Here is a 25,988-nt window from a genome sequence, read left to right as displayed (position 1 = left end):
GCGCCAACCCGACTATAGATTCGCGAACTGTCAGCACAGCGTCACGCTGCGGAGGGCGGCTCAGGCGGCCTCGGACGCCTTCAGGCTCGCCCGTTGCTCCAGCCGCGCCGCAATCACGCGCAGCAGATCCGCCACCTGGATCGGCTTGCCGACGTGATCGTCCATGCCCGCCTCCCGGCAGCGCAGCACCTGCTCGGGCTGGACATTGGCGGTCAGGGCGATGATCGGAACCCGGCCCGCCTCCCCGGCCAGCGTCCGGATAGCGCGGGTCGCGTCCAACCCGTCCATGACCGGCATATGCACATCCATCAGGATCAGGTCATAGCCGCCGTCCCTGGCCGCCTCGACCGCCTGGGCGCCGTCCTCGACGGTCTCCAGCGCGACGCCCATACCGCCCAGGATCGCCACCACCAACTCCCGGTTGGCGGCGGCGTCATCGGCCATGAGGATGCGCAACCCTTCCGGGCTCGCCGTCTCGCCGTCCGCCTGTTCCTCGGACGCCATCGCCTCGGCCGGCGTCAGGGGAACCTCGAACCAGAAGGTCGAACCCTCGCCGATCCGGCTCTCCGCCCCGATCTCGCCGCCCATCATCTCGACCAGCCGGCGCGAGATCGAAAGTCCCAGCCCCGTCCCTCCATAGACGCGCGTCGTCGAACTGTCGGCCTGGCTGAAGCGTTCGAACAGGGTGTCGATCTTCTCGGCGGGGATGCCGATGCCGGTGTCCGTCACCGCTATCCTCAACCGGTCTCCCGTCCATGACGCCTCCAGCGTCAAGCAGCCTTTCGCGGTGAATTTCGCCGCATTGGCGAGGAAGTTCAGCATTACCTGCCGCAGCCGTCCTTCGTCGCCCGTCAGCGCCGCCGGAAGGTCAGGGTCGACCACCACGGCCAGCGTCAGGCCTTTAACCTCGCACTGGCCCTCGACCATCGCGGCCACCGCCTGTGTCAGTGCTCGCGGATCGAAGGCCCGCGCCTCCATTTCCACCGCCCCGGCTTCCAGCTTGGAATAGTCGAGGATGTCGTTAATGACGCCAAGCAGGGCCTCGCTGGCCGTGCCAATCCGGTCGGCATAGCGCCGCTCGGTCTCCGGCAGGGACGCGCTCTGCTGCAGCAGACCCGAGAAGCCGATCACGCTGGTCAGCGGCGTTCTCAGCTCGTGGCTCATATTGGCGAGGAATTCCGACTTCGCCCGCGCCCCGGCCTCGGCCCGGTCGCGCGCCTCGATCAGGGCCTCCTCCAGCCGCTTGGTCTCGGTGACGTCGCGAACCAGATCCTGGAATTCGACGACCCGGCCGTTCTCGTCGCGGATAATCGAGGTCCGCGCCTCAAACCAGAGGTAGCCGCCCCCCTTGACCAGACCGCGATAGGTCACGCCCCGCTGCGACCATTCCGGCGGCGCCTTGACGAATTCCCGGAAACTCACGGCCAGACCGGGCACATCATCCGGATGGATCAGGTCCGTCACCGGCCGGCCGAGAACATCCTGCGGCAGGTGTCCGCTCACACGTTCGATCGAGGGCGACACATAGGTCACCAGCCCGTTCACACCGTAGGTGATGATGATGTCCGTCGCCCGGTCGGCCAGCAGCCGGTGCCGCTGTTCGCTCTCGGCGATCCTTCGGCCAGCCTGGTCCGCCTCGGTGACGTCCTGGAAAACGCCGAAAACCGCGGTCGTCCGGCCATGCTCGTCCAGCTCGCACGCGGCTTTGGCCGCCGTTATCCGCTCCTCGCCATCAGGTCGGGTCAGTCGCAGCCGGCACTCATAACCCTCACCCGTCTTCGCGGCGCGCTCGACCAGCCCCGCCAGCATCGCATTGTCATCGGGGTGAAAGGGTCCGGCGGCGTAGATCGCTGTGGGATCCGCGGTTTCCGGCTCGTAACCAAAGATGCGATAGACCGCATCCGACCAGGCGACTTTCCCACTGGAAAGATCGAGCCTCCACTGGCCGACTCCGGCCATCTCCTCGGCCAGCTTCAGCAACTTCAGCCGCTCCGACTGCCGCCGTTCGGTTTCGGCCTGATCGACCAGTTCGCCGGCCATCCGGGCCAGCACTGTCAGATTCTCCATCTCGGCGTCGCTCGGTCGGGCGCGGGGCTTGACGTCCATCACGCCGATGGAGCCCACAGCCTCGCCGGCGGCGTTCGCGATGGTCGCTCCCGCAAAAAAGCGCAGCCCCGGCGCACCGGTCACCATGGGATGGTTTCGAACCCGGGCATCGGTCAGTCCGTCCTCGACGACCATCACAGCCCCCGGGCCCATGGACACCATCAGATGGGTCGCGGTCATCTCGCGCGGCATTCCGGTCTCGTCCAGCCCGACATTGGCCCGGAACAGTGTCCGGTCGCCGTCGACCACGCCGACCATGGCGTGCGGTGTGTCGAACATAGCGCAGGCCAAAGCCGTCAGCCGCTCGAAGGGGCTGTCCAGGTTCAGATTGACCGTCGTCGCTTTGAGCGACGTTTGTGGACGTTTCGCTCCCATCCGCCCAACATATCGAGCGAACAACGAAATTTCAGTTAGCAAACTGGACTTTCGAAGCCGTCGGCGGTTTCACCTGCCCCGCTCAAGATTCCACTCGGGCGCTTCGAAATCCAGCGCATCCTCGGCCTCCGTCAGGGCCAGCTCCGAAACCGTCTGCCGCCGCACCGAAACTCCCGCCGCGTGCACGCTCTCCGGATCGCCCGAAATCAGCGGGTGCCAATCCGCCAGTCCCCGCCCCTCATGGATCCGCCGATAGCCGCACGACTTCGGCATCCACCCCAGCTGTTCGATGTTCCACGGCGTCAGCTTGATGCAGTCCGGCACCTGCGCGCGCCGGTTGGCGTAGTCGACACAGGTGCATTGGTCGCTGTCGAACAGTTTGCAGTGCACCCGCGTTGGCACCACCTCGCCGGTGTTCTCGTCCTCGAACCGGACCAGACAGCACAGGCCGCAGCCGTCGCACAGGCTTTCCCACTCCTCGCGGGACATCTGTTCCAGGCGCTTGGTTTGCCAGAAGGGCCGATCCATCGGCGGCCTCTTACGCGGATCGCTTCGGGCTGTCTCCGCTCTTCGGCGGGATCAGGTCGCGGGCGGTTCGGGCGCCGCGACCACCGGGCCCATCAGCGGCATGGCCGGTACCGGTCCGAGGACCGGCGCCGGCGCCACGGCGTCCACCCTTTGCCAGATGTTCAGCCGGTTGGCTGGCGGCGCATCGCCCCGGCTCGGCCTCAGCCGCTCGCGGGAAAACTCCGCCTTCACCCGATCCAGCAGCGGCCCCCAGAATTCCGGTCTCTGGTCCGCCGTCCCCGGCGCCGACCGGCCCGTCAGCCGGTCGCCCAGCCGCGCCACCGGCCCGTCGTCCCGCGTGCGGCGGAGGTTCGCGACCGATCCCATCATGGCCTTGCGAAGGGCGTAGTTACAGCCGCCCAGCCTCTGCATCCGCTCGCTGACCACGAAATATTCGTCGCCCGACAGACAGCGCAGTTCCTCATCCTGCGTCCGCGCCGCGGTTTCAGCCCCGGCCGCCGCCTCGTCGATGCCGGTCCGGCTCCGGGCCCTCGCCGCCATCCGGTCCGGCGCCCCTGCGTCATAGCTGCCCAGCGCCGATTGCAGACACAGGTCGATCCGGTTCGACGCCGCCATCGCCCCGTCCATGTAGGACACCAGATCGCGCAGTTCCGGCGCGGCCGTGTTGTCGGCCGGCAGGATCAGGTCCCTGAGGTCCGAATAGGTGGTCTGATAGTCGCTCCACACCAGGGTGAAGTCGTCATACCGCGCCTGCGCCGCCTCCTGCGATCCGCCCCGCAGCATGGCGTTGGCGACGCGGCGGCTGTTGACGTCGAACAGGTCGGACTGGCGGCGATAGGCGTCGATATGCGGCGCAGTCTGGGTCAGTATGTCCGCCGCCGCTGTTACCTCGCCCGACGGCCGCGAGACGCTGTCATAGACCAGCGTGCCCGCCACCGGCGTCAGAGCCAGCACGATCCCGCCCAGCAGTTCGCCCCAGCCGAACCCCCGCTTCTGGCGCGCGGACGGCGCGGCCTCCCGATCCTGATCGCTCATCCCCATCCCCCCGGACGTTCAGCCTCAGATTAACACCGTTCCGCGTCCCGCCGCCGCAAATCCCTCAAGAGGCGAAGGCCGCAGCCGGTGGCCACAACGCCCTGCACCGCCTATATGCCCGCCTTCGACCGCGCGGCCTCCCCGCCGCCCCCATTCCCAAGCGCGCGCGTCCAAGGTTTGCATGGCTCCCCGTCCTCCTCTCGTCGCCCTCAAGAACGTCCGCCTGCAGGACGGCCAGCGCCCGCTGTTCGACGGGGTCGATATCGCCGTCGAGCCGCGCACCCGCGCCGCCCTCGTCGGCCGCAACGGGGCCGGTAAATCGACCCTGATGAAGATGGTCATGGGCCTGATCGAGCCCGACGCCGGCGACCGCTCCGTCCAGGCTGGCACGCGCTTCGCCTATGTGCCCCAGGAACCGGTCATCACCGGCGAGACGTTGGCGGACTACGCCGAGTCCGGCGGCGCCGACCATTGGACGGCCGAGGCGTGGCTGGCGACCTTCGGCCTCGATCCCGCCAAGCCCGCCGTGAACCTGTCCGGCGGCGAGATCCGCCGCGCCGCCCTGGCCAAGGCCTTCGCCGAAGAACCCGACCTGCTGCTGCTCGACGAGCCGACCAACCACCTCGACATCCTGGCCATCGAACTGCTGGAGGAGGAACTGCTACAGGCCCGGTTTTCGGTCCTGGTCGTCAGCCACGACCGCGCCTTCCTTAACCGCGTCACCCAGTCCTGCCACTGGCTGGAAGGCCGCCGCGTCCGCACCCTCAACAAGGGCTTCGCCGCCTTCGACGAGTGGGCCGACAAGGTCATGGATGAGGAGGCCGAGTCCCTGCGCCGCCTGAACAAGGCCATCGAGCGCGAGACCTACACCTTCTACCGCTCCATCACCGCCCAGCGCACCCGCAACGAGGGCCGCGCCCGGGCCCTCAACGCCATGCGCGAGGACCGCGCCGAACGGGTCAAGGACATCCCCCGCGAACTGAACCTCGGCGTCGATTCCGGCGGCCTGTCGGGCAAGCTGGTGGCCGAGCTCAAGGGCGTCACCAAATCCTTCGGCGACCGCACGGTGATCAAGCCGTTCAGCACCCGCGTCATCCGCGGCGACCGGCTGGCCATCGTCGGCCCCAACGGCGCCGGCAAGACCACCCTGGTCAAGATCCTGCTGGGCCAGCTCAAGCCCGATACCGGTACGGTCCGCCTCGGGGCCAATCTGGAGCCGGTCTATCTCGACCAGTCGCGCGAGGGCCTGCGCAGCGACATGACCCTGTGGGACGCCCTGACCCCCGGCGGCGGCGACAGCGTGCTGGTGCGCGGCGTGTCCAAACACGTCGCCGCCTACGCCAAGGACTTCCTGTTCCAGGAAGGCCAGCTGCGCCAGCCGATCTCGACCCTCTCGGGCGGCGAACGCAACCGCCTGCTGCTGGCCCGGGCCCTGGCCAAACCCGCCAACATGCTGGTTCTCGACGAACCGACCAACGACCTCGACATGGACACGCTCGACAAGCTGGAAGAGCTGCTCGAGACCTATGACGGCACCCTGATCCTGGTCAGCCACGACCGCGACTTCGTCGATCGGCTGGCCACCTCGACCATCGCCATGAACGGCCGCGGCGACATCGTCGAGACGCCCGGCGGCTGGACCGATTTCATCCGCCAGAACCCCGGCTTCCTCCAGCCCGGCGCCAACCCCCGCCCGCAGGACAAGGACGCGGCCCAACGCGCGGCGGCGGCCCCGGCGCCCGCCTCGATCGCGCTCACGGTCAGGAAACCCGGCAAGCTGACCTTCAAGGACACGCACCGCCTGAAGGAACTGGAAGGACTGCTCGCCAGCCTCCCGGACGACATCGCCCGCCACGACGCGACCCTGTCCGATCCCGGCCTCTACGCCCGTGACCGCAAGGCTTTCGATCGCGCCACCGCCAACGCCGACCGCGCCCGCGCCCTGCTGGCGGCGGCGGAAGAGGAATGGCTCGAGCTTGAGGCGAAGCGGGAAGCCCTCGCCAGCGCTTGAACGCCGCATCGCGTCCCTTCCCGCCTCGGTCTAGCCTGCCGCCCATGACCGCCCGCGTTCGCCGACTGGACCTGACGCCCGCCGAACGCCGGACCGCCGAGCGGACCAATGCCGCCCTGGCCCTGATCCCGCGGCTCAAGGCCGACGGCTGGCGACTGACGGCCGGCCAGTGGCTCAGCAGCCGTTTCGGCCAGCTTGCCGAGCGCGTCACCGCCGTCCAGCTGTCGCGGCGCGGCGTGCGCGTCGAGGCTCTGCGCATCCCGTCGGAAGACGGCGGCGTCTCCGTCCGCATCCTCAACCCGCCCGGACCGGCGCGGGGCGTTATCCTCGACATACATGGCGGCGGCTGGGTGGTCGGCAGCGCCGGCCTCAACGACCACCTCAACGCCGACCTCGCCGCCGAGGCCGGTCTGGCTGTCGTCTCGGTCGACTACCGCCTGCTCAGCGAGCCGCGCGGCGTCCTCATGCAGCACGCCCTGTCCGACTGCATGGCCGCCGGACGGTGGCTGGCCGACAACGCCTCTGACCGTTTCGGCACGGAACGGCTGTTCCTCGCGGGCCAGTCGGCCGGCGCCCACCTCGCCGCCCTGACGGGGCTGGCGCTGCGTGACGAGAGCCGGTTCGGCGACTTCCGCGGCTGTGTGCTGGTCTATGGCGTCTATGACCTGTCGGGCACGCCCTCGGCCCGCGCCGCCGGACCCGAGACCCTGATCCTGAACGGTCCGACCCTGGCCGCCGACCTCGGCCGCCTGACGCCCGACCGCGACGAGTCCGGCCGCCGCAGCCCCGACATCTCCCCCCTCTACGCCGATCTCCACGACCTGCCCCCGGCCCTGTTCATCGCCGGCGACCTCGACCCCCTGCGCGACGACAGCCGTCTGATGGCCGAGGCCTGGCCGGGTGACGCCGATCTGCTGGAGGTTCCGCTGGCTCCGCACGGCTTCATCCATTTCGGCGGCCCCCTCGCGGCCCGGTCCCAGGCGGAGATCCGGGCCTGGCTGGAGGCGCGTCTGGCCGTCCTCGAGGCCGCCTGAACCCCTCCCGCGCCCAAAATCAGCCCGGTCGGAACGAATTTCGGGCCCTTTTCGCGAGTCTGTGTAGAAGTCACAAGATCTTCACATGTCGAAGAAAATTCGAAGAACACCACAAAGACGCGAGCGCCCTGCACGATTTATCCCCAAGGCCATCCACAGACGCTCGTTCCGGACCGCTTGCCACATCCACGGATCGGAGCGAGCTTGATCAGGCCGAGGGACACGGCGGCGCGGAAAACCGGGGAGACCCGGGGATCAAAGCGGACCGGCCCGGCTCTCTGATCGAACGCACCGGGGGGTTTCGACCTTAACGGACGGGAGACAGGATCAAGGCCCAAAGGACTTTTCAAAGGCTTCGGCCGGAGAAAACCCGGCGGGAACCGGATCAGGATCGATGGACGGCGCGGGGCTCGACCTCGTGGAACGCCGGAGACCAGGAGCGCGACAGGATACAGCTGACCATCTTCGGGGTTCGCCTCGCGGATGCTGAAGCCAGGGTTCTGAACCTCAATGGCCAAGTCCAACCCGGACTTGGCGAGGGGACGAGGAAAACCGGTTCGCCGGGGATCTTCGTCCCCTCGCTCAATTCTGGTGGGCGCTAACGCTCGCTGCGCGGCCGCTCGCTGCTTGAGCGCCCAAGCCGTCTCCTCCCCCTCTTGGGGGAGGTGGCGCGGCGCGGCTTCGCGCCGTGACGGAGGGGGCAGGGCAAGCGCTGTCCTCCCGGCTTCCCCACGCCCTTCCCTTCCATCCGCCCGAGCCGTACACCACGGTCATGACCTTGCGCGGGAATCGTCCCTCATCGCCCGACCGCCGCGCCCTTCTCGTCGGCGCCGGCGCGCTCGCGGCCACGGCGGCGCTCGTCGGCTGCCAACGCGCCGAGGCCCCTGTCGACGAGGAGGGCCGCGTCCGCCTGCGCTTCGCCACCGACTGGCGCGCCCAGGCCGAGCACGGCGGCTTCTACCAGGCCCTCGCCTCGGGGGCCTATGCCAAGCGCGGGTTGAACGTCGAGATCATCCAGGGCGGCCCGAGCGTGAACGTGCCCCAGCTACTGGCCTCCGGCGCGGTCGAGCTGGGCATGGGCTCCAACAGTTTCATCCCCATGAACCTCGTCGCCGAGGGCGCGCCGGTGAAGGCCGTCGCCGCCTTCTTCCAGAAGGACCCCCAGGTTCTCATCGCCCACCCCGACCCGGCGCTCGAGACCATCGCCGATCTGGCCGGCCGGCCCATCCTGCTCGCCACCGCCTCGCGCGACGCCTTCTGGGTCTGGCTCAAGGCCAAATACGGCTTCACCGACGATCAGGTCCGCACCTACAATTTCAACCCCGCGCCCTTCCTCGCCGACGAGCGGGCGGTGCAGCAGGGCTATCTGACCAGCGAACCGTACAGCATCGAACAGGCGGCGGGTTTTGCGCCCCGAGTCTTCCTGCTGGCCGACGAAGGCTACCCCTCCTACGCCGCCATGGTCCTGGCCCCCAACGCCTTCGCCCGCGACAACGCCGCCGCCCTGCGCAGCTTCATCGCCGCCTCGGTCGAGGGCTGGCGCGACTATATCCAGGGCGACGGCCAGACGCCTCAGAATCGGGCCGCCGACGCCCTGATCCGCAAGGCCAATCCCGAGATGACCAAGGCCATCCTCGACCAGGCGCGCGCCCGGCTGAAGGCCAACGGCATCGTCGACGGCGGCGACGCCGCCCTCTATGGCCTCGGCGCCATGACCGCCGAACGCTGGCAGGCCTTCTTCGAGGTCACCTCCGAGGCCGGCGTCTATCCGCCCAATCTGGACTGGCGTCAGGCCTTCACCACCCAGTATCTGCCCGGTCGTGGCTGAGGAGACGGTGGACGCCGCGGCGTCCCTGGACGGCGTCCTCGTCCGCTTTCCCGGCCGCGCGCCGCTCGGCCCCATCGACATGACCATCGCCCCTGGCGAGATCGTCGCCGTCGTTGGCGCGTCGGGGGCCGGCAAGTCCACCCTCCTGCGCCTGCTGGCGGGACTGGAGCCGCCGTCCGAAGGCGTCGTAGGCCGGGCGGAGGGGCGCACCGGCTTTGTCTTCCAGTCCGCCACCCTGATGCCCTGGGCCGACGCCCTCGCCAATGTCGCCCTGCCGCTGGAACTGGCCGGCGTGGCCCGCCCCGAGGCCCGCGCCCGCGCCGCCGAAGCCCTGACCGCCGTTGGTCTCGGCGACCGGCTCGACGCCAGACCGCGCCAGCTGTCCGGCGGCATGGCCATGCGCGTCGCCCTCGCCCGGGCGCTGGTCACAGCACCCGACCTCCTCCTGCTCGACGAACCCTTCGCCGCCCTCGACAGCGTCACCCGCCGCCGGTTGATCGAGGACCTGCACCGCCTCTGGTCCACCCGCACCCCGCGGCCGGCCATCGTCTTCGTCACCCATGATGTCGAGGAGGCCGTCTATCTCGCCGACCGGGCCGTAGTGCTCGACGCGACGACGGGCCGGGTGGCGACCGGGCTCCGGTCGCCCGGGGCCCTGCCGAGGCCTCGGGAATGGCGCGCCGACGCCGGTTATCGCGCGGCGGTGGAGGCGCTGGCCGCCGCCCTGGCCGAGACCATGTCGCCCCTGCCGGTCGAGGCCGGCGCATGACCCGCTTCCTCCCGCCCCTGCTCCTCGCCGTCCTGCTCCTCGCCGTCTGGGAACTCGCCTGCCGTCTGCTCCACGTCCCGCCCTGGTTCCTGCCCCCGCCGAGCGCCGTGGCTGCCGCCCTGATCGAGCGCGCGCCCCTCCTCGCCGCCTCCGCCGCCGCCACCTTCTGGATGGCGCTGCAGGCGCTGCTCGTCGCCGCCCTGCTCGGCGGCGGGCTGGCCCTCGCCGTGTCGCTCAGCCGACCGGCGGAACAGGCGGTCCGACCCCTCGCCGTCGCCCTGCAGGTCACGCCCGTGGTCGCTATCGCCCCGTTGGTGATGATCTGGGCCGGGCTGGACCACGCCGACCGGGCGGTGGTGGCGCTCGCGGCGACCGTCGCCTTCTTCCCCCTGTTCTCGGGCGTCCTGACCGGGCTGAAGTCCGCCGACCCCGACCTCGAGCGGCTGTTCGACCTCTACGGCGCCGCGCCGGTCCAGCGCCTGATCCGCCTGCGCCTGCCCGCTGCACTGCCCTTCGTGCTGGAGGGGCTGCGGGTCGCCGCCGGGCTGGCCGTGATCGGGGCCGTGGTGGCCGAGTTCGTCTCGGGCTCAGGCGCGACCCAGGGGCTGGCGTGGCGGTTGTTGGAGGCCGGAAACCGGCTGCGGACAGCCGACATGCTCGCCGCCCTCGCCTGTCTGATGGTCATGGGCCTGTTGCTCAACGCCGTCGTCGGCCTGCTGGAACGGGCGGTGCGGCGCAGTCTCTCCTGAACCTGGCCCTGGCGCTGAACTCCCCGGCGTTAGCAGCGGGTTAAGCGACGCATGACTAGCGTGAGGCTCCACTCCTGCGTCTGGAGACGCTCTCTTGCGCCGCCCCCCGATCCTGACGACCGCCCTGCTCGCCGCCGCTGGCGTGGTGCTGTTCGCCGGCGGCGCTTCCGCCCAGAGCGCCGGCGCCCCGGCCGGTGAGGCCCGCGGCCTGCGCTATATGTCCTGGCCCAGCCGCGGCGAGGCCAGCCCCTCGGCGCCCGCCGCCGCCCCTTCCGCTGCAGGAAGGCGCGACCTGAGGCGTCCCAATACTGTCATTCCGCACGGCGGGCTCACAGCGGCCGCACCGGCTCCGACGCGACCCGGCCTGACGCCCGCTCCCGGCGCACGCCGCACCCTGACCCCTGCCAACGCCTGGATGCATCCCGTCGCGCCGCCACCAGAACCGGTGAGGGCCGAACCCGCGATGGCGCCGCCAGTCGCCCCCCGCCCTGCTCCCGCCACGACCGCCCCGCACCAACCCCGCTCGACCCCCGACTATCTGCCCGATCCCGGCGGCCGTGGTCAGGCCGTGCCGGCTGAGATGATCTATGCGCCGGCCCCCTCCCAGGCCCCGCCGGTTCAGAGCGAGCCGTTTGATCCCATGGCCCCGCGACGCGACGCGCCAATCTTCCGAATGCAGCAGGACGCGCCCGCCCCCGCCCCGGCCGCCGCCCCCCCGGTCGTCCACCCCGCCGCGGCGGCTCCCCCTGCCGCGCCCCAGCCGCGTCGTGTCGCTGAAGTGAGCAACAGCGGCGAACGCCCGCCGACCCAGGGCGGTCGCTACTATTCGGTCCATCGCCAGAACGGTCGCCAGCCCGACCCGCTCGAGATGCCCGAGCCGAACTATGTCGACGCCCTGGTCGTGACCATGCCCGAGACCATCGCCTCCCAGGATCTCGCCGCGCCCGAACAGGGACCGACCCTGATCCGCGACGCCCAGGGCCGGACGCGCCCCGCCCCCGCCGCCTCCGACGGGGACCATCAGTGACAGCAGCGTCGATTCCCTCCCGCCTGCCCGAGCTGATCGCCATGGCTGAGGAGGGGTCGAGCGAGAAGCGACGCGCCCTGCTGCGGGAGCTGACCGAGCATTTCTTCGGCGCCTCGGCGCACAGCGCCACCGAGGACGCGCTCTACGGATCCGTTCTCGCCACCCTGGCCGACGAGATGGAGAGCGCCGTCCTCGCCGAACTGTCAGCCCGGTTCGCGAATGCGCCGAATGCGCCCCATGCCCTGATCCGCCGACTGGCCAATGACGAAGCCGCCGTCGCGGAATCTGTGCTGACCACCTCTCCGGTCCTGACGGACGAAGACCTGCTGGGCGTGGTCCGCAACCATGGCCAGGATCATTTGCGCGCCGTCTCGGCCCGCCTGTCCGTGTCCGAGGCGGTTTCCGACGTCATCGTGGAGCGGGGCGATGACGAGACCCTTGGAACCCTGCTGCGCAACGACGGCGCCCGTTTGTCGCGCAAGTCGTCAGAGGTTGCGGTCGAACGCGCCCGGGTCAATCCGGCGCTGCACGAGGCCGCGGTGTCGCGCGCCGGCCTGCCGGCCGACCTGCTCAACGAAATGTATTTCGTCGTCGAGGCGCGGCTGCGGACGCGGATCCTCGAACAGAACGCCCGCATGGACCCGGCTCTGCTGGAAAGCGCCCTGGCTGCCGGCCGCGCCCGGATCGCCACCGACGACGGCGCCCTGCCCGCCGACTACGCCGAATGCTCGGCCTATGTCGAGGAGCTCAAGGCCGCCGGTCAGCTGTCGCCACAGATGCTGGCGCGGTTCCTGCGCTCGGGCGGCACGACCTCCTTCCTGATCGCTCTCGCCCAGTTGTCCGACATCGACTTCCACACCGCCCGCCAGATTGTCGAGCGCCGCGAACTGGACGCCCTGGCCGTGGTCTGCAAGTCCGCCGATCTCGATCGCGCCCTGTTCCTGACCTATGCCGTGGTGCTGCTGAACGACGACGGCGACGCCATGGCCAAGGCCCATTCCTACGCCCGGTTGTACGCCGAACTCACGAAGGACGCCGCGCTCAGGACGCTGCGCTTCTGGCGGATGCGCCGCGGAGCCGTCGCGGCCTGATGGGTGGCTGGAACCAGTGGCTGGATTCAGTGGGGCGGATCTCGCCCCCAGGTCTGCCGCTGGACAACCAGTAATCACTACTCACTAGTCACTAACCACCCGGGCCAATCCCGAACAGCAAAACGCCCGCCCCATTGCTGGAGGCGGGCGCTTCCCGGACAAGGCCGGATTACTTCTTGGCGCGGCCTGCGGCGGCGCGGGCGGGTTTGCGGCCGCCCTGGCCCAGACCCATCTGCTTGGCCAGGTCCGAACGCGCCTTGGCATAGTTCGGAGCGACCATTGGATAGTCTTTCGCGAGACCCCATTTCGCCCGGTATTCCTCGGGGCTCATATTGTACTTGGTGCGCAGGTGCCGCTTCAGCGATTTGAACTTGCGGCCATCTTCCAGGCAGATCAGGAAATCGGGCGTGATCGACTTGCGCACGGGCACAGCCGGTTCCTTGACCTCGGGCTCCGGCTCGACGGCGCCGCTCGAGACCTGGGTCAGGGCGGCATGGATGCTGGAGATCAGGCCCGGCACTTCGACCGCCTGCACATTGTTGTTGCCGACATAGGCCGACACGATGTCCGCAGTCATTTCGAGGATTTGGGCGTTATCTTCCATGGGTCGGCCTCACCTTGTTCGATTATTCTTCGACTGAATCAGCCGTCGGCGAGATCAATAGATTTGTTCCCCTGTGAAAGCAACATCGGGTTCCATGCTCACGGCAGCGCGCGCGAAGTGCTTCAAGGTTCACTATAAACAGGTTGGCCGAACCGTGTTCGTGTCCTAACGGCCGAAATTTTCCGCCAGCGCCAGCATGGCCGCGCGTTCGGGCGCCGAGTAGTTGTCCATGCCATCCTCCTCGCCATCGCGAATAGCCCTGAGAAGCGCCGGCGTCAGGGCCGAAGACAGCGACCAGTTCCAGTAGCGCAGCACGGTCTGCGCCCGGTCGACCGCCAGCATATCATAGGTGACCTGCACCCGCTCCCAGGCGGGATGGACCGAGCCGTCAACCGTTGTCTCGGGCCGGCGCATCGAGCGCCACAGATTGGTCAGGTCGCCCTTGCCCAGCCCCGTCGCCTTGCACAGGATCGCCAGGGGCTCGCCGCCCGGATCGCCCAGTATCTTGGCTCCGGTGACCGGCTTGACGCCCGACAGATAGGCGATCTCGGTCGCCACCTCGCGGTTGAGGCCGCGCTGAGCCGCCGCCGCCACAGCCTCTTCCAGCCCGCCGTAGGGGCTCTTGGCGATGGCCGCCCGGTTCCTCTGGCGACGCTCGATGAACTGAAGCGCCTTGCGTGACACGGGATCCTGCCAATTCTCGGCCGCGGCCATGGCGAAGACGTCTTCCGACACCTCCTGCATCACTTCGCGCGACACGGCGAACCGCTGCAGGATGGTCCGGCGGTCCTCTGCCCCGCACCACCAGAACATCACATAGGCGCCCGACGGGCGTAGCTCGGGTCGCTTGAGGATGGGGTTGCACAGCTGTGGCTCTTGACGGCTCAGACTGACGACGCCCTCGACCGCGGTCTGGCTCAGCCGCGCCGTGCCGTTGCGCAGCACCGCCTCGATGACATGCGTCTCGCCGAAGCTCATCAGGGTTTCGGTGACCACTTCCGACAGGCTGCGTCGGCTCGCCATCAGGAAGCGGTGCTCGGTCGTGGCGTCCCGCGCGCACGCCACCAGATCGGCGTCCGACAGCGACGCGCACTGTTCGATCAACAGGCCGGCGATCTCCGGATCGTCGCGCAGCAGCATACGCGTCAGGGCGTTGGGCAGTTCGGCCAGGGGCGCCAGCCGGGCAGCCACCCGCCGGCGTTCCTCGGGCGAGGCCAGCCGCAGCATTTCGACCAGCAGATCACCGGTGACGGCGCGTTCGAAGGCGTTGATCCGGCTGGCGGGCAGGGACACCACATCGGCCAGGCGCTTCAGCAGCGCATGACGCGCGCGGAAGCTGCCTTCCTGGGCGGCCTCCTCAGGGTTGATCGCGGTCTCGGACATATCCCGCGAATCCTAGGACCGCACGGGTTAACCGGCTGTGACGGTCAAAGCCCCTCGAACAGCGCCGTCGAGAGATAACGTTCGGCGAAGCTGGGGATGATGGCGACGATGGTCTTGCCGGCGTTCTCGTCCAGCGCGGCCTGGCGGAAGGCCGCGACCAGGGCGGCCCCCGACGAGATGCCGACCGGAATCCCCTCCACCCGCGCGGCCTTGCGGGCCATATCGAAGGCGTCCTCGTTGGACACCTGTTCGACGCCGTCGATGACCGAGCGGTCGACGATCGACGGGATGAAGCCCGCCCCGATGCCCTGTATCTTGTGCGGGCCCGGCTCGCCGCCCGACAGCACCGGCGAGGCGGTCGGCTCGACCGCGATCATGCGCAGCGAGGGCTTGCGCGCCTTCAGCACCTGACCGACGCCGGTGATGGTGCCGCCGGTGCCGACCCCCGAGATGATGATATCTACGTCCCCGGCCGTGTCGTTCCAGATCTCCTCGGCCGTCGAGACGCGGTGGATGGCCGGGTTGGCGGGGTTGTCGAACTGAGCCGGAATGACGGCGCCGGGTGTCCGCTCCTTCAGCTCCAGGGCCATGGCGATGGCCCCCTTCATCCCCTTCTCGGCCGGGGTCAGCACCAGTTCGGCGCCCAGCAGGGCCAGCATCTTGCGTCGTTCGATCGACATGCTCTCGGGCATGACCAGGATCAGCCGGTAGCCCTTGGCCGCCGCCACAAAGGCCAGGGCGATGCCGGTGTTGCCGCTGGTCGGCTCGATCAGGACGGTGTCGGGGCCAATCTGGCCGGCCTGTTCCAGCGCCTCGATCATGGCCACCCCGATCCGATCCTTGACCGAGGCCATCGGGTTGAAGAACTCCAGCTTGGCCAGCACGGTGGCCTTGGGTGCGTACTCGGCCGACAGCCGCGGCAGGCCGACCAGCGGCGTGTCGCCTATGGTGTCGAGGATCGAGGCGAAGACCTTGCCCCGCCCGGCTTTCAGGTGGCGGGAGGCGTCATAAGGGGCGTCGGACATGGGGGTCTCCGGTCGGCGGATTTCGGGGAAACATAGCCGCTTCGCCAGCGCATCAAAGGAGAAACGTCCGGTCGTCGGCGGCGTCGTCCTTGCACCTGCGCGACCACGGGACCTGTCGCAGAAGCGCAAATTGCCGGTCCTTGCTCGCTCGTTCTGGCTTGACCATAACGGCGGCGTCTTCATGGTATCGTGGACGCGCACCTTTTCGCCTCCCGGAGGCCTCATGTCCGTTCTCGCCAACACTGTCGCCCGGCTCGCCGCGCTCATCGTGAGTGCATCTCTGGCCTTGGCCACGCCGGTCCTGGCGCAGCAGCCCGACCAACTCATCCGCTTCACAGATCCCGAAGGCGGCGAAATCGAGGGCGGGGTCTGGCTGCCTGACACTGCCGCAGATGGCGCGCGCGCCCTCGTCGTCATCTCGCACGGCAATCTCGGCTCATTCCAGGGCCACTACGACACCGCTGAAGCCCTGGCGGATGCCGGCTTCGTGGTCGCCTCCCTGACCCATCCCGGTGACAACTGGCGCGACCCCAGCCGGTCGATCCAGGTCTCGGACCGCCCGCGCCACGTCAGCCTGCTGATTGATCATATGACGCAGGACTGGACCGGTCCCGTGACGATCGATCCCGAACGCATCGGCGCCTTTGGTTTCTCGGCGGGCGCCTTCACAGTCACCGTCCTCGCCGGAGGCGTGAGCGACCCCGCGCCCCTGCTGCGGCACTGCGAGGCCCACCCGGAACAGTTCCTGTGCACCCTGCTGGAGCGCCAGCCGATCGAGGTCGCGACCTGGCGGCCGCGCGGTCATGACCCGCGGGTCAAGGCCGCCGTTATCGCTGGTGCGGCTTTCGGGATGACCTTCGCAACGGACAGCCTCGCGGAGGTGCGGATTCCGATCCAGATGTGGCAGGCAGGCGACGACGAAATCCTGATCGCGCCCTTCCACGCCGAGCCGATCCGCGACGCCCTGGGCCGCCCGCCGGAATACCATCGCGTCGACAAAGCCCTGCACCACGATTTCCTGCCGGTCTGCACGGCGGACCTGGCGGCGGCGATACCCCAGCTTTGCCGCTCGCAGCCGGGTTTTGACCGCGCGGCGTTTCACGAGACTTTCAACCGCGAGGTGGTGCGCTTTTTTGAACTGACGCTCTGAGGCGACAGCGGCCCGAATTCACCCCCCGTTAACCACGACGGCGCATCCCTGAAGCCCTGTTCCGGGGCTTTCACTTGCACGCTCTCACCGCCGCCGTTGAAGCGATCGATCCGCTGGTCGTGACCGGCAAGGTCGCGGGCGTGAACGGCCTGCTGATCGAGTCCAGGGGCGGGCTATCGCGCCTGTCGGTCGGGGCCCGGGCCGAGATCGAGCGCCGTCACCTGTCGCCCCTGCCCGCCGAGGTCGTCGGCTTTCGCGACGCCAAGGCCCTGCTGATGCCGTTCGGCCCGGTCGAGGGCGTGGCGCCGGGCGCCGACATCCGCATCGTCTCCGCCGCCGCCAGCGTGCGGCCGACCACCGCCTGGCTGGGCCGGGTCATCGACGCCTTCGGCCAGCCGATCGACGGCAAGGGACCGCTCCCCGTCGGTCCCGCCGCCTATCCCCTGCGCGCGCCCCCGCCCCCGGCCCATTCGCGCGGTCGGGTCGGCGAGCGGCTCGATCTCGGCGTCCGCGCCATGGACGTCTTCACCACCACCTGCCGCGGCCAGCGTCTCGGTATCTTCGCGGGCTCCGGCGTCGGCAAGTCGGTGCTGCTGTCCATGCTGGCGCGCCAGGCCACCTGCGACGTCGTCGTCGTCGGCCTGATCGGCGAACGGGGCCGGGAGGTGCGCGAATTCATCGAGGAGACGCTTGGCGAGGAAGGCCTGCGTCGCGCCATCGTCGTGGTCGCCACCAGTGACGAACCGGCCCTGAAACGCCGCCAGGCCGCCTACATGACCATGGCGATCTCGGAATACCTCCGAGATCAGGACCTCGAGGTCCTGTGCCTGATGGACTCGGTCACCCGCTTCGCCATGGCCCAGCGCGAGATCGGTCTGGCCGCGGGCGAGCCGCCGACCACCAAGGGCTACACCCCCACCGTCTTCACCGAACTGCCCAAGCTGCTGGAGCGCGCCGGACCCGGCCCGGTGCGGCCCGACGGCACCACGGCGGGCCCGATCACCGCCATGTTCACCGTCCTGGTCGACGGCGGCGATCATGACGAACCCATCGCCGACGCCGTGCGAGGCATTCTCGACGGCCACATCGTCATGGAGCGCAAGATCGCCGAGCGCGGCCGCTTCCCGGCCATCGACGTGCTGAAATCCGTCAGCCGCACCCTGCCCGCCTGCCAGACACCGCCCGAGCGCGAGTTGAACAAGCGAGCCCGCCAGTGCCTGTCGGCCTACGCCAATATGGAAGAACTGATCCGCATCGGCGCCTATCGCACCGGGGCCGATCCCATGGTCGACCGGGCCATTGCCCTGAACCCGGCGCTGGAGGCCTTCCTCGGTCAAAACAAGGACGACCACACCGGTCTTTCCGATTCCTTTACCCGGCTGGAAGCAATTCTGAATCAGGGCATGGTTCAGTGACCCTGACTCTCTGGAGCGTGTACGCATGAGCAACTGGGCCCAATCGCTGATCCGAATCTCCAACTACGAGGTCGAGACGCTGCAGAAGCGTCTGGCCGAGATCACCGCCCGCCGCGTCTCCGCCGAAATGCGCATCGCCGTGCTCGCGGCCGAGGCCGAGATCGAACAGGACCGCGCCCGCGACGACGCCGAGGCCGCCATGATGCTGCAGGCCTATCTGAACGGCTGGAAGCTGCGCAAGGGCGCGGCCGAGGCCGACGTCGTCGTCATCGACGCCGAGGAGGAAGGCGCCCGCGACGCCCTGTCCGGCGCGTTCGAGGAACTGAAGAAGTTCGAACACGTGGCCGAAATGACCCGCCTGAACGCCATGATCGCCGCCGGCAAGCGCGAGACGGCCGCCTTCGACGAACTGGGGCTGAGGCGGCGTGCGGGCTGATCCGCCCGGACTGAACCGCCGCGCCCTTCTCGCCGCGCCGCTCGCCCTCGCGGCCTGCGAACGCTTCGCCTCAGCCCAGACCCCGGCGGGTCCGCTCGCCGCGTCCCTGAAATCCCTCGCGGACTTCCCCATCGGCGCCACCGGCATGACCGGCCAGCTCGACGACCCCGTCTGGGCCGCCGCCATGCGCCGCCACGTCAGCCAGATCACCCCCGAATGGGAACTCAAGCCCGAACGCATCCTGCAGCCGGCCTTTGCGTACGACTTCTCCGCCTCGGACCGGATAGTTGACTGGGGCCATGAGCAGGGGCTGCGCGTCTTCGGCCACTGCCTCGTCTGGTATTCGCAGGGGCTGGACCAGTTCACAGACGCCCTGCCGACCGCGCGCTTCGCCGCCGAGTTCGACCGCTATGTCTCCACCGTCGCCGGCCGCTACCGCGGCCGTATGGTTGGCTGGGACGTCGTCAACGAAGCGGTGGCCGAGGACGGCGACGGCCTGCGCGACTGCGTCTACGCCCGCAAGCTGGGTCCGGAGGCCTATATCGTCCGCGCCTTCGAACAGGCTCGCGCCGCGGATCCGGACGCCGTCCTGTTCCTCAACGACTACAATCTCGAGAACAATCCGCGGAAGGGCGTGACCTTCCTGCGGCTGCTCGAGCGGCTGCTGGCGCAGGGCGCGCCCATCGGCGGCATCGGCACCCAGTCCCACCTCGACATCGACATCCCGCCCGGACGGATCCGCGAATTCTTTCGCGACGCCGGGTCACTCGGCCTGCCCATCCATGTCTCCGAGCTCGACTTCTCGATGCGCAGTGACGGCCCCGTCGACACCCGCTCCATGAGCCAGAAACGCGCCCTGCAGGTCGCCCGCGTCGGCGAACTGGCCGAGGCCTTCATGGAACTGCCCGCCCGCCAGCGCTTCGCCTTCACGACCTGGGGCTTGCGCGACAGCGACAGCTGGCTGCTGCGCGACGAAGGCAAGGGCTGGAAGGACGACAGCCCCCTGCTGCTGGACGCCGATGGCCGCGCCAATCCGGCGTACCACGCCGTGGTTGAGGCTTTCTCCAAATAGTTTTCCTTCTCCCTCGAGGGGAGACGGAACTTAAGTCGAGACCGCGTTGATCCCCGCCCCCGCCAATTCGGCCAGCAAGCCCTCCACTGCGGCCTCCACCTTCGCCGCATCCCGGCCTCGCACCACCAGATGGGTCCCCGTCTCCCCGACCGAGCCGTGGCCGAACGGATAGCTGCCGAAGCTGATCTCGCGCTCCGCCCGCGCCGCCGCCGTCAGCATCTCCGCCACATCCCCCTCGCCCACGCCCGTGACCCGGATGGTCCTCGCATGCACCACCGCCCCGGTGCGCAGCCGGGGCGCCACATCCTCCAGCATCGCCGTCATGATTTTCGGCACGCCCGCCATGACGAAGACATTGCCGATCTGGAACCCCGGCGCGTCCGTCACCGGATTGGCGATCAGGGTCCCGCCCTCGGGAATCCGCGCCATCCGCCGCCGCGCCGCATTGAAGTCGTCGCCATAGCGCCGCTCCAGAATAGCGACCGCGTCGGGGTGCTCGGGCAAGGCGACTCCGAATGCCGTGGCGACCGCGTCGGCGGTGATGTCGTCATGGGTCGGCCCGATGCCGCCGGTGGTGAAGACATAGTCGTGGGTGGCCCGCAGGGCATTCAGACTGTCGACGATCTGGTCCTTGCGGTCGCCGATGATCCGCGCCTCCCCAAGGTCGATCCCCAGGGCCGCCAGAAACCGGGCGATAGTGTTCAGATTGGTGTCCGGGGTCCGACCGGACAGCACCTCGTCGCCGATGATCAGGACGGCGGCGGTAGGAGAGGATTCGGTCATGTCTGCACGTTAGACTGCCGCCCCCGCCCGGTCATCGTGCGGCCTTGAGCATCTGTGTTATGATAACCATCTGAACCCCCGCCTGCGCCTCCCCGCGCGAAAGCCGAACCTGATGTACGAGACCCCCGAACTGGACAGCGACGCCTTCGTCCGTACCCACGAGATTCGCGTCCATGAGGGCGACGAGGCCTGGGAGGGGATGCGCGCGGCCGGCCGTCTGGTGGCCGAGGCCCTCGACATGATCACTCCCTTCGTGGTCCCCGGCGTGACCACGGGCGAGATCGACGACCGCATTCGCGAGTTCACCCTCGACAACGGCGCCCTGCCCGCCTGCCTCGGCTACAAGGGCTATGAGAAGACGGTCTGCACCTCGATCAACCACGTCGTCTGTCACGGCATTCCCGGCGACCGGGTGCTCAAGGACGGCGACATCGTCAACATCGACCACACCGTCATCGTCGATGGCTGGCACGGCGATTCCAGCCGCATGTATGTGGTCGGCGAGATCAACGCCCGGGCCCGCAAACTGATCGACGTCACCTATGACTCGCTCGAGGCCGGTCTGGCCCAGATCAAGCCCGGCAACACCTTCGGCGACATCGGCTACGCTATCCAGCAGGTGGTCGAGGCCAACCGCATGTCAGTGGTGCGCGACTTCTGCGGCCACGGCATCGGCCGGCTGTTCCACGACAGCCCCAACGTCCTGCACTATGGCCGCCGCGGCGAGGGCGCGACGCTGAAGGCCGGCATGTTCTTCACCGTCGAGCCGATGGTGAACCTCGGCAAGCCGCACGTGAAGGTTCTGTCCGACGGCTGGACCGCTGTGACCCGCGACAAATCCCTCTCGGCCCAGTGCGAACACAGCTGCGGCGTCACCGAAACCGGCGTGGAGCTGTTCAGCGCCAGCCCGGCAGGGCTGTTCCGGCCGAAATTCTAGGATAGGCTGTGCTCTCCCGAGGGGAGAGCATGCTCGATCAGTCGCCGGACAAGCCGAAGCCTCACCACGCCGGCCACCGCGAGCGTCTGCGTGAGCGGGCGCGCGGGGCCGGCATCCACCACTTGCCCGACTATGAGCTGCTGGAGCTGTTCCTGTTCCGCAGCCAGCCGCAGGGCGACGTCAAGCCGATCGCCAAGGCGCTGCTGGCCCGGTTCGGCTCGCTGGCGGCGGTCCTCGCCGCCCCGGTCGAGGACCTGAGCATGGTCAAGGCCGAGGATACAAAGGGTCGAACGAAGGGCATCGGCGCCGAAACCGCCCTCGACCTCGCTGCCCTGCACGAGGTCGCGCGCCGGGTCATCAAGGAAGAAGCCAACAAACGCACGGTCATCTCGTCCTGGACCGCCCTGGTCGCCTATGTCCGCCTGTCCCTGCAGCATGAGGCGCGGGAGCAATTCCGGGTGCTCTATCTGGACAACCGGAACCAGTTGATCCTCGACGAAATCCAGAATCGCGGCACGGTCGACCACGCCCCGGTCTATCCGCGCGAGGTCGTGCGCCGGGCGCTGGAGCTGTCGGCCAAGTCGATGATCATCGTACACAACCACCCGTCCGGCGACCCGACCCCGTCCCGGCCCGACATCGACATGACGCGCCAGATCATCGAGGCCGCCCGCGCACTGGACCTGTCGGTGCACGACCACCTGATCGTCGGCCGCGATGGCGTGGCCAGCTTCAAACAGCTCGGCCTGCTGTGAGCGGCCCGTCGCGCAGGACCCTGCTGGCCGCCGGCCCTGTCGCCGCCCTCGCCGGCGCCGCTGCCGCACAGCCCGCCGCGCCCGCCGTCATGGTCTCGACCTGGGATTTCGGCGCCTCGGCCAACGCCGCCGGCATCACGGCGCGGGCGAACGGCGGCTCGGCGCTGGACATGGTCGAGGCCGGCGGCCGCACAGCCGAGGCGGACGAGAGCAACTCCTCGGTCGGGCTCGGCGGCCTGCCCGACCGCGACGGGCGGGTGACCCTGGACGCCTGCATCATGGGCTGGAACGGCGACATCGGCGCTGTCTGTGCGCTGGAGGACATCGTCCACGCCGTCTCCGTCGCCCGCCGGGTGATGGAGCGGACGCCCCACACCATGCTGGTTGGCGAGGGCGCTCGCACGTTCGCAGTCGAGCACGGCTTCCAGACGCAGAATCTGCTGACGCCCCGCGCCGAGGCGGCGTGGCGCGAATGGCTCAGGACCGCCGACTACGCCCCCCGCCCCAACAGCGAGAACGCCGACTGGGGGTCCATGCCCGGCGGGCCAGACAACCACGACACCATCGGCCTGCTCGCGATCGGCGCGGACCAGCGCATGGCCGGGGCCTGCACCACCTCGGGCATGGCCTTCAAGATGCGCGGCCGTGTCGGCGACAGCCCGATCATCGGCGCCGGCCTCTATGTCGATGACGAGGTCGGCGGCGCCACCGCCACCGGCGTCGGCGAGGACGTGGTCCGCGTCGCCGGCGCCCACTCCGTCGTCGAGGCCATGCGCCACGGCATGGACCCTGCCGCGGCCTGCCGCAGTGTAATCGAGCGTCTGGCGCGGCTACGCGGGACGAAGGTGGCGGGCTCCCAGGTCGCCCTGCTGGCGCTGGACAAACAGGGCCGGGCCGGAGGCTTCGCGCTTCAGCCCGGCTTTACCTATGCTGTCACCGACGCCGCCGGCCAGACCCGGATCGAACGCGCCGGCGCCCTGTTCGAGGCCTCATGACCATCCTCATCACCGACCGCCTGACCCTGACCCCGGTCGAGTCCTCCGACTTCCCCGACCTGTGCGCCCTGTGGGGCGACCCGGTCTTCGCCGCCACCATCTTCCCGACGCCCCTGTCGTCCGAGGACGTCTGGTTCCGCATGTTGCGCGACATCGGTCACTGGGAGGTCCTCGGCCACGGCAATTGGTCGATCCGCGAGACGACGACCGGCGACTATGTCGGCAGCGTCGGCGTGCTGGACTATCGCCGCATCCTCGTCCCCGCCTTCGACGCGCCCGAACTGGGCTGGGGCGTCGCCCCGCGCTTCCAGGGGCAGGGCATCGCCTTCGAGGCCGTGTCGGCCGCCCTGGCCTGGTGCGACGACACGCTGAACGCCCCGCGCACCGTCTGCATGATCTCGCCCGACAACGGGCCGTCCCATGCCCTGGCCGCGCGGGCGGGCTATACCCCCTATGTCGAGACGACCTACAAGGGCGGGGCCGTCGTACTGCTGGAGCGGCCATCCCGGTAACGCGGGAATGTAGCCCCCCATTAAGGTTTACGCGCCATCATCTCCGGCGAGCCCGGAGACCGCCTGTTTCATGCCCATGCCTGTCGAAACGCTTCGCGGCCATCTGACCGAAGCCTTTCCCGACGCCGAGATCGTCATCGACGATCTGGCCGGCGACGGCGATCACTATCGCGCGCGCATCGTGGCCGCGGCCTTCGCAGGCCTGCCGCGCGTGCGCCAGCACCAGCTCGTCTATGCCGCGCTGAAGGGCAAGATGGGCGGCGAATTGCATGCGCTGGCGCTGGAAACCTCAGCGCCACCCCCTTCGTCCTTGGCGGGAGACTGACCCGATGCGTTATCGTCCCTTTGGCCTGACCGGACAGGCCGTCTCCTGTCTGACCCTCAGCCTCGGCGCCCGCGACATCGGCGGTGGTCCCGAGGCCGGCCGCGAGTTGATCTATTCGGCGCTGGAAGCCGGCATCAACTCCTACCGGCTCGAGAACGCCGACCCGGTCCTGGCCGAGGTCCTGGGCCAGGCGCTGAAACATGTCGACCGCAAGCTGGTGCAGGTATCCCTGACCCTCGGCGCCGGCGACGGCCGTCGCGGCTCGGACCGCGATTTCTCCGCCCAGGGCATCACTTCGGCCATCGACAAGGCCCTGCACGCCTCCGGCCTGGGCTATTTCGACCTGGCCATCCTCGACGAGCCGGGCGATCACGAACTGCCGCAGTCCACGCTCAACGCCCTGAAGGCCCTGCGCGCCACCGAGCGGGTGCGGCTGCTGGGTATCTCGGGCGACGGCGAGGTGATGGACACCTATGTCTCGACCGGCGCCTTCGACGTCCTGGCGACGCCCTTCCACGTCAATGCCACATGGCAGGTCCGCTCGCGCCTGCGCGCGGCGCGTGAAAGCGACATGGCCATATTCGTCTACGGCTACTTCCCCGATAGCCTGAACACGGCGAAAAAGGCGGCCACGGTTCATGTCGAGAAGAAGCGCGGCCTGTTCGGGCTTGGCGGCGGACCCAGGCCGAAGGAGGGGCCGCTGGCCCACGCCGGCACCTTCGCCTTCCTGCACCGCACCAACAACTGGTCGGCCGAGGCCATCTGTCTGGCCTACGCCCTGACCGATCCGTCGGTGTCCAGCGTGATGATCGAGGCCAGCGACATCGAGCGGCTCAACACCCTGTCCCAGGTGCCGGACCGGGACATGCCGCCCGGGCTGGGGGCCCAGATCGAAATGGCCCGGGTCGCGGGCGCCAGGGCGGCCTGACACTGTGCCGCCCTTGACCGGCGCGCGCGCGGTCCATACCTGACGCCCTTCACTGAAAGGCCAGCGTCCGTGACCGATCAAGTCCAAGCCGACCCCATCCACGCTTTCATCACCGACACTTTGAAGGACCATGCGGTGGTCCTGTTCATGAAGGGCTCGCCTGACGCGCCGCGCTGCGGCTTCTCCTCGCTGGCTGTGCAGATCCTCGACCATATCGGCGCCGATTTCGTCGGCGTGGACGTGCTGCAGGACGAGGCCCTGCGCGAGGGCGTCAAGACCTTCAGCGACTGGCCGACCATCCCCCAGCTGTACGTAAAGGGCGAATTCGTCGGCGGCTCTGACATCGTGCGCGAGATGTTCAACGCCGGCGAGCTCCAGACCCTGATGGCCGAGAAGGGCGTCGCCCTCGGCGAGCCAGCCGAGGCCTGATGGCGCGCGCGGTCGTCGAACCCCGCGTCGACCGCGAGATATTCGTCGTCCCGCTGGAGGTCCGCCCCGAGCACATCGACGACAACGGCCACGTCAACAATGTCGTCTATGTCGGCTGGCTGCAGGACGCCGGCACGGCCCACTGGAACGCCCGCTTCGACGACGAGACCCGCGCCCGCTGGTCCTGGGTCGCCACCCGGCACGAGGTCGACTATTTCCGCCCCCTGCCGCCCGAGGCCCGGGGCGTCGCGGCCCGCACATGGGTCGGCGATCCGCAGGGGCCGCGCTTCAACCGCTATGTCCGCATCGAGGACGGCGAAGGCCGCGTCTGCGCCCAGGGCGTATCTGAATGGGTGCTGGTCGATGCGACGACCATGCGGCCCCACCGCATTCCTGCGACTATGCTTGCTGCATTCGAGCGATAGCGGCGGCGGCTCGGCGGTCATGAATCTCGGCCCGGGCGGCCAGACCGCGCCATTGCAGCGCCATTCCTGCGAACTCGGCGCGGATGTCCGGCGGGTGCGGCTCCGCTGCCCGCTGTTCCAGCTCCACTGCCTTGGCCAGGCACTGCGCGACCGTAAACATCGTTGCCCGAACCGGGTTGTCGGGGATTGGTTGCGCCCGCTCAATGAATTCAGTCAACCGAATTCATGGGAGCGGACGAACCAATACATGCTATGAATTAT

At 68.9% G+C, this 25,988-nt stretch carries 27 protein-coding genes; 19 read left to right on the top strand and 8 right to left on the bottom strand.

Annotation, left to right across the window (positions count from 1 at the left end; translation table 11 throughout):
* Positions 1–60: 60 nt before the first annotated feature.
* The 3 genes from ACTIEW_RS01320 to ACTIEW_RS01310 all read right to left on the bottom strand — a co-directional run bounded on the left by ACTIEW_RS01320 (position 61) and on the right by ACTIEW_RS01310 (position 4,044).
* Positions 61–2,385 carry an ATP-binding protein gene (locus ACTIEW_RS01320; protein ID WP_439476102.1) on the bottom strand — a complete coding sequence of 775 codons (2,325 nt, stop codon included), beginning with the start codon at positions 2,383–2,385 and terminating at the stop codon, positions 61–63.
* Between the two features lie 165 nt (positions 2,386–2,550).
* The gene (locus tag ACTIEW_RS01315) at positions 2,551–3,009 is read right to left on the bottom strand and encodes a YcgN family cysteine cluster protein (RefSeq protein ID WP_439476101.1); all 459 of its coding nucleotides are present in this window, start codon (positions 3,007–3,009) and stop codon (positions 2,551–2,553) included.
* A 51-nt stretch (positions 3,010–3,060) separates the two neighbouring features.
* Entirely contained in the window at positions 3,061–4,044 is a 984-nt protein-coding gene (locus ACTIEW_RS01310; protein ID WP_439476100.1) for a hypothetical protein, read from the bottom strand.
* A gap of 181 nt (positions 4,045–4,225) precedes the next feature.
* Between ACTIEW_RS01310 and ACTIEW_RS01305 the strand changes: the two genes are divergently transcribed.
* The 7 genes from ACTIEW_RS01305 to ACTIEW_RS01275 all read left to right on the top strand — a co-directional run bounded on the left by ACTIEW_RS01305 (position 4,226) and on the right by ACTIEW_RS01275 (position 12,553).
* Positions 4,226–6,055 carry an ABC-F family ATP-binding cassette domain-containing protein gene (locus ACTIEW_RS01305; RefSeq protein ID WP_439476099.1) on the top strand — a complete coding sequence of 610 codons (1,830 nt, stop codon included), beginning with the start codon at positions 4,226–4,228 and terminating at the stop codon, positions 6,053–6,055.
* Between the two features lie 44 nt (positions 6,056–6,099).
* Positions 6,100–7,089: an alpha/beta hydrolase gene (locus tag ACTIEW_RS01300; protein WP_439476098.1), complete on the top strand. Its 990-nt coding sequence runs from the start codon at positions 6,100–6,102 to the stop codon at positions 7,087–7,089.
* Between the two features lie 772 nt (positions 7,090–7,861).
* Complete coding sequence (locus tag ACTIEW_RS01295) at positions 7,862–8,917, top strand: ABC transporter substrate-binding protein (protein ID WP_439476097.1); 1,056 nt, start codon at positions 7,862–7,864, stop codon at positions 8,915–8,917.
* The gene (locus tag ACTIEW_RS01290) at positions 8,910–9,686 is read left to right on the top strand and encodes an ABC transporter ATP-binding protein (protein ID WP_439476096.1); all 777 of its coding nucleotides are present in this window, start codon (positions 8,910–8,912) and stop codon (positions 9,684–9,686) included. The genes ACTIEW_RS01295 and ACTIEW_RS01290 overlap by 8 nt, the downstream gene beginning before the upstream one ends.
* Positions 9,683–10,435, top strand: coding sequence for an ABC transporter permease (locus tag ACTIEW_RS01285; protein WP_439476095.1), 753 nt, complete (start codon positions 9,683–9,685; stop codon positions 10,433–10,435). Before ACTIEW_RS01290 ends, ACTIEW_RS01285 begins: the two co-directional genes overlap by 4 nt.
* A 94-nt stretch (positions 10,436–10,529) precedes the next feature.
* The gene (locus tag ACTIEW_RS01280) at positions 10,530–11,462 is read left to right on the top strand and encodes a hypothetical protein (protein ID WP_439476094.1); all 933 of its coding nucleotides are present in this window, start codon (positions 10,530–10,532) and stop codon (positions 11,460–11,462) included.
* Positions 11,463–11,503: 41 nt separating this feature from the next.
* Positions 11,504–12,553: a DUF2336 domain-containing protein gene (locus ACTIEW_RS01275; protein ID WP_439476302.1), complete on the top strand. Its 1,050-nt coding sequence runs from the start codon at positions 11,504–11,506 to the stop codon at positions 12,551–12,553.
* 169 nt (positions 12,554–12,722) lie between these two features.
* Here the strand turns inward: ACTIEW_RS01275 and ACTIEW_RS01270 are convergent, their stop codons facing one another.
* The 3 genes from ACTIEW_RS01270 to cysK all read right to left on the bottom strand — a co-directional run bounded on the left by ACTIEW_RS01270 (position 12,723) and on the right by cysK (position 15,565).
* Entirely contained in the window at positions 12,723–13,157 is a 435-nt protein-coding gene (locus ACTIEW_RS01270) for a MucR family transcriptional regulator (RefSeq protein WP_439476093.1), read from the bottom strand.
* Between the two features lie 165 nt (positions 13,158–13,322).
* Entirely contained in the window at positions 13,323–14,540 is a 1,218-nt protein-coding gene (locus ACTIEW_RS01265; RefSeq protein ID WP_439476092.1) for a DUF2336 domain-containing protein, read from the bottom strand.
* 44 nt (positions 14,541–14,584) lie between these two features.
* On the bottom strand, positions 14,585–15,565 hold the full coding sequence (cysK, locus tag ACTIEW_RS01260; protein ID WP_439476091.1) for a cysteine synthase A: 981 nt from the start codon (positions 15,563–15,565) through the stop codon (positions 14,585–14,587).
* Between the two features lie 223 nt (positions 15,566–15,788).
* On the opposite strand from cysK, the gene ACTIEW_RS01255 reads away from it, so the two are divergent.
* From ACTIEW_RS01255 to ACTIEW_RS01240, 4 genes are all read left to right on the top strand, one after another.
* Positions 15,789–16,715, top strand: a complete 927-nt coding sequence (locus ACTIEW_RS01255) for an alpha/beta hydrolase family protein (protein WP_439476090.1) — start codon at positions 15,789–15,791, stop codon at positions 16,713–16,715.
* A 74-nt stretch (positions 16,716–16,789) separates the two neighbouring features.
* Positions 16,790–18,130, top strand: a complete 1,341-nt coding sequence (gene fliI / locus ACTIEW_RS01250) for a flagellar protein export ATPase FliI (RefSeq protein ID WP_439476089.1) — start codon at positions 16,790–16,792, stop codon at positions 18,128–18,130.
* Positions 18,131–18,155: 25 nt separating this feature from the next.
* A complete protein-coding gene (locus ACTIEW_RS01245) occupies positions 18,156–18,566 on the top strand; it encodes a flagellar export protein FliJ (RefSeq protein ID WP_439476088.1) in 411 nt (136 codons plus the stop codon).
* Complete coding sequence (locus ACTIEW_RS01240) at positions 18,556–19,638, top strand: endo-1,4-beta-xylanase (protein WP_439476087.1); 1,083 nt, start codon at positions 18,556–18,558, stop codon at positions 19,636–19,638. The genes ACTIEW_RS01245 and ACTIEW_RS01240 overlap by 11 nt, the downstream gene beginning before the upstream one ends.
* Positions 19,639–19,668: 30 nt before the next feature.
* Here the strand turns inward: ACTIEW_RS01240 and ACTIEW_RS01235 are convergent, their stop codons facing one another.
* Positions 19,669–20,421 (bottom strand): competence/damage-inducible protein A, encoded by a 753-nt coding sequence (locus ACTIEW_RS01235; protein WP_439476086.1) that lies wholly within the window; start codon positions 20,419–20,421, stop codon positions 19,669–19,671.
* Positions 20,422–20,533: 112 nt separating this feature from the next.
* Here ACTIEW_RS01235 and map point away from each other — a divergent pair, with 112 nt between their 5' ends.
* From map to ACTIEW_RS01195, 8 genes are all read left to right on the top strand, one after another.
* On the top strand, positions 20,534–21,358 hold the full coding sequence (gene map / locus ACTIEW_RS01230; protein WP_439476085.1) for a type I methionyl aminopeptidase: 825 nt from the start codon (positions 20,534–20,536) through the stop codon (positions 21,356–21,358).
* 29 nt (positions 21,359–21,387) lie between these two features.
* Positions 21,388–22,113 (top strand): RadC family protein, encoded by a 726-nt coding sequence (gene radC, locus ACTIEW_RS01225; RefSeq protein ID WP_439476084.1) that lies wholly within the window; start codon positions 21,388–21,390, stop codon positions 22,111–22,113.
* Complete coding sequence (locus tag ACTIEW_RS01220) at positions 22,110–23,108, top strand: N(4)-(beta-N-acetylglucosaminyl)-L-asparaginase (protein ID WP_439476083.1); 999 nt, start codon at positions 22,110–22,112, stop codon at positions 23,106–23,108. Before radC ends, ACTIEW_RS01220 begins: the two co-directional genes overlap by 4 nt.
* Positions 23,105–23,620: a GNAT family N-acetyltransferase gene (locus ACTIEW_RS01215; protein ID WP_439476082.1), complete on the top strand. Its 516-nt coding sequence runs from the start codon at positions 23,105–23,107 to the stop codon at positions 23,618–23,620. The genes ACTIEW_RS01220 and ACTIEW_RS01215 overlap by 4 nt, the downstream gene beginning before the upstream one ends.
* 70 nt (positions 23,621–23,690) lie before the next feature.
* The gene (locus tag ACTIEW_RS01210) at positions 23,691–23,945 is read left to right on the top strand and encodes a BolA/IbaG family iron-sulfur metabolism protein (protein WP_439476081.1); all 255 of its coding nucleotides are present in this window, start codon (positions 23,691–23,693) and stop codon (positions 23,943–23,945) included.
* 4 nt (positions 23,946–23,949) lie between these two features.
* Complete coding sequence (locus ACTIEW_RS01205) at positions 23,950–24,873, top strand: aldo/keto reductase (protein ID WP_439476080.1); 924 nt, start codon at positions 23,950–23,952, stop codon at positions 24,871–24,873.
* Positions 24,874–24,942: 69 nt separating this feature from the next.
* Complete coding sequence (gene grxD, locus ACTIEW_RS01200; RefSeq protein WP_439476079.1) at positions 24,943–25,302, top strand: Grx4 family monothiol glutaredoxin; 360 nt, start codon at positions 24,943–24,945, stop codon at positions 25,300–25,302.
* Positions 25,302–25,727, top strand: coding sequence for an acyl-CoA thioesterase (locus tag ACTIEW_RS01195; protein WP_439476078.1), 426 nt, complete (start codon positions 25,302–25,304; stop codon positions 25,725–25,727). Before grxD ends, ACTIEW_RS01195 begins: the two co-directional genes overlap by 1 nt.
* On the opposite strand, the gene ACTIEW_RS01190 is transcribed toward ACTIEW_RS01195, so the two are convergent.
* Entirely contained in the window at positions 25,702–25,944 is a 243-nt protein-coding gene (locus ACTIEW_RS01190) for a hypothetical protein (RefSeq protein WP_439476077.1), read from the bottom strand. The genes ACTIEW_RS01195 and ACTIEW_RS01190 overlap by 26 nt on opposite strands.
* Positions 25,945–25,988: the final 44 nt, after the last annotated feature.

It is taken from the genome of Brevundimonas sp. (genome assembly GCF_051860745.1).
Lineage (GTDB): Bacteria > Pseudomonadota > Alphaproteobacteria > Caulobacterales > Caulobacteraceae > Brevundimonas.
This window is presented reverse-complemented; position numbering and strand designations above follow the sequence as displayed.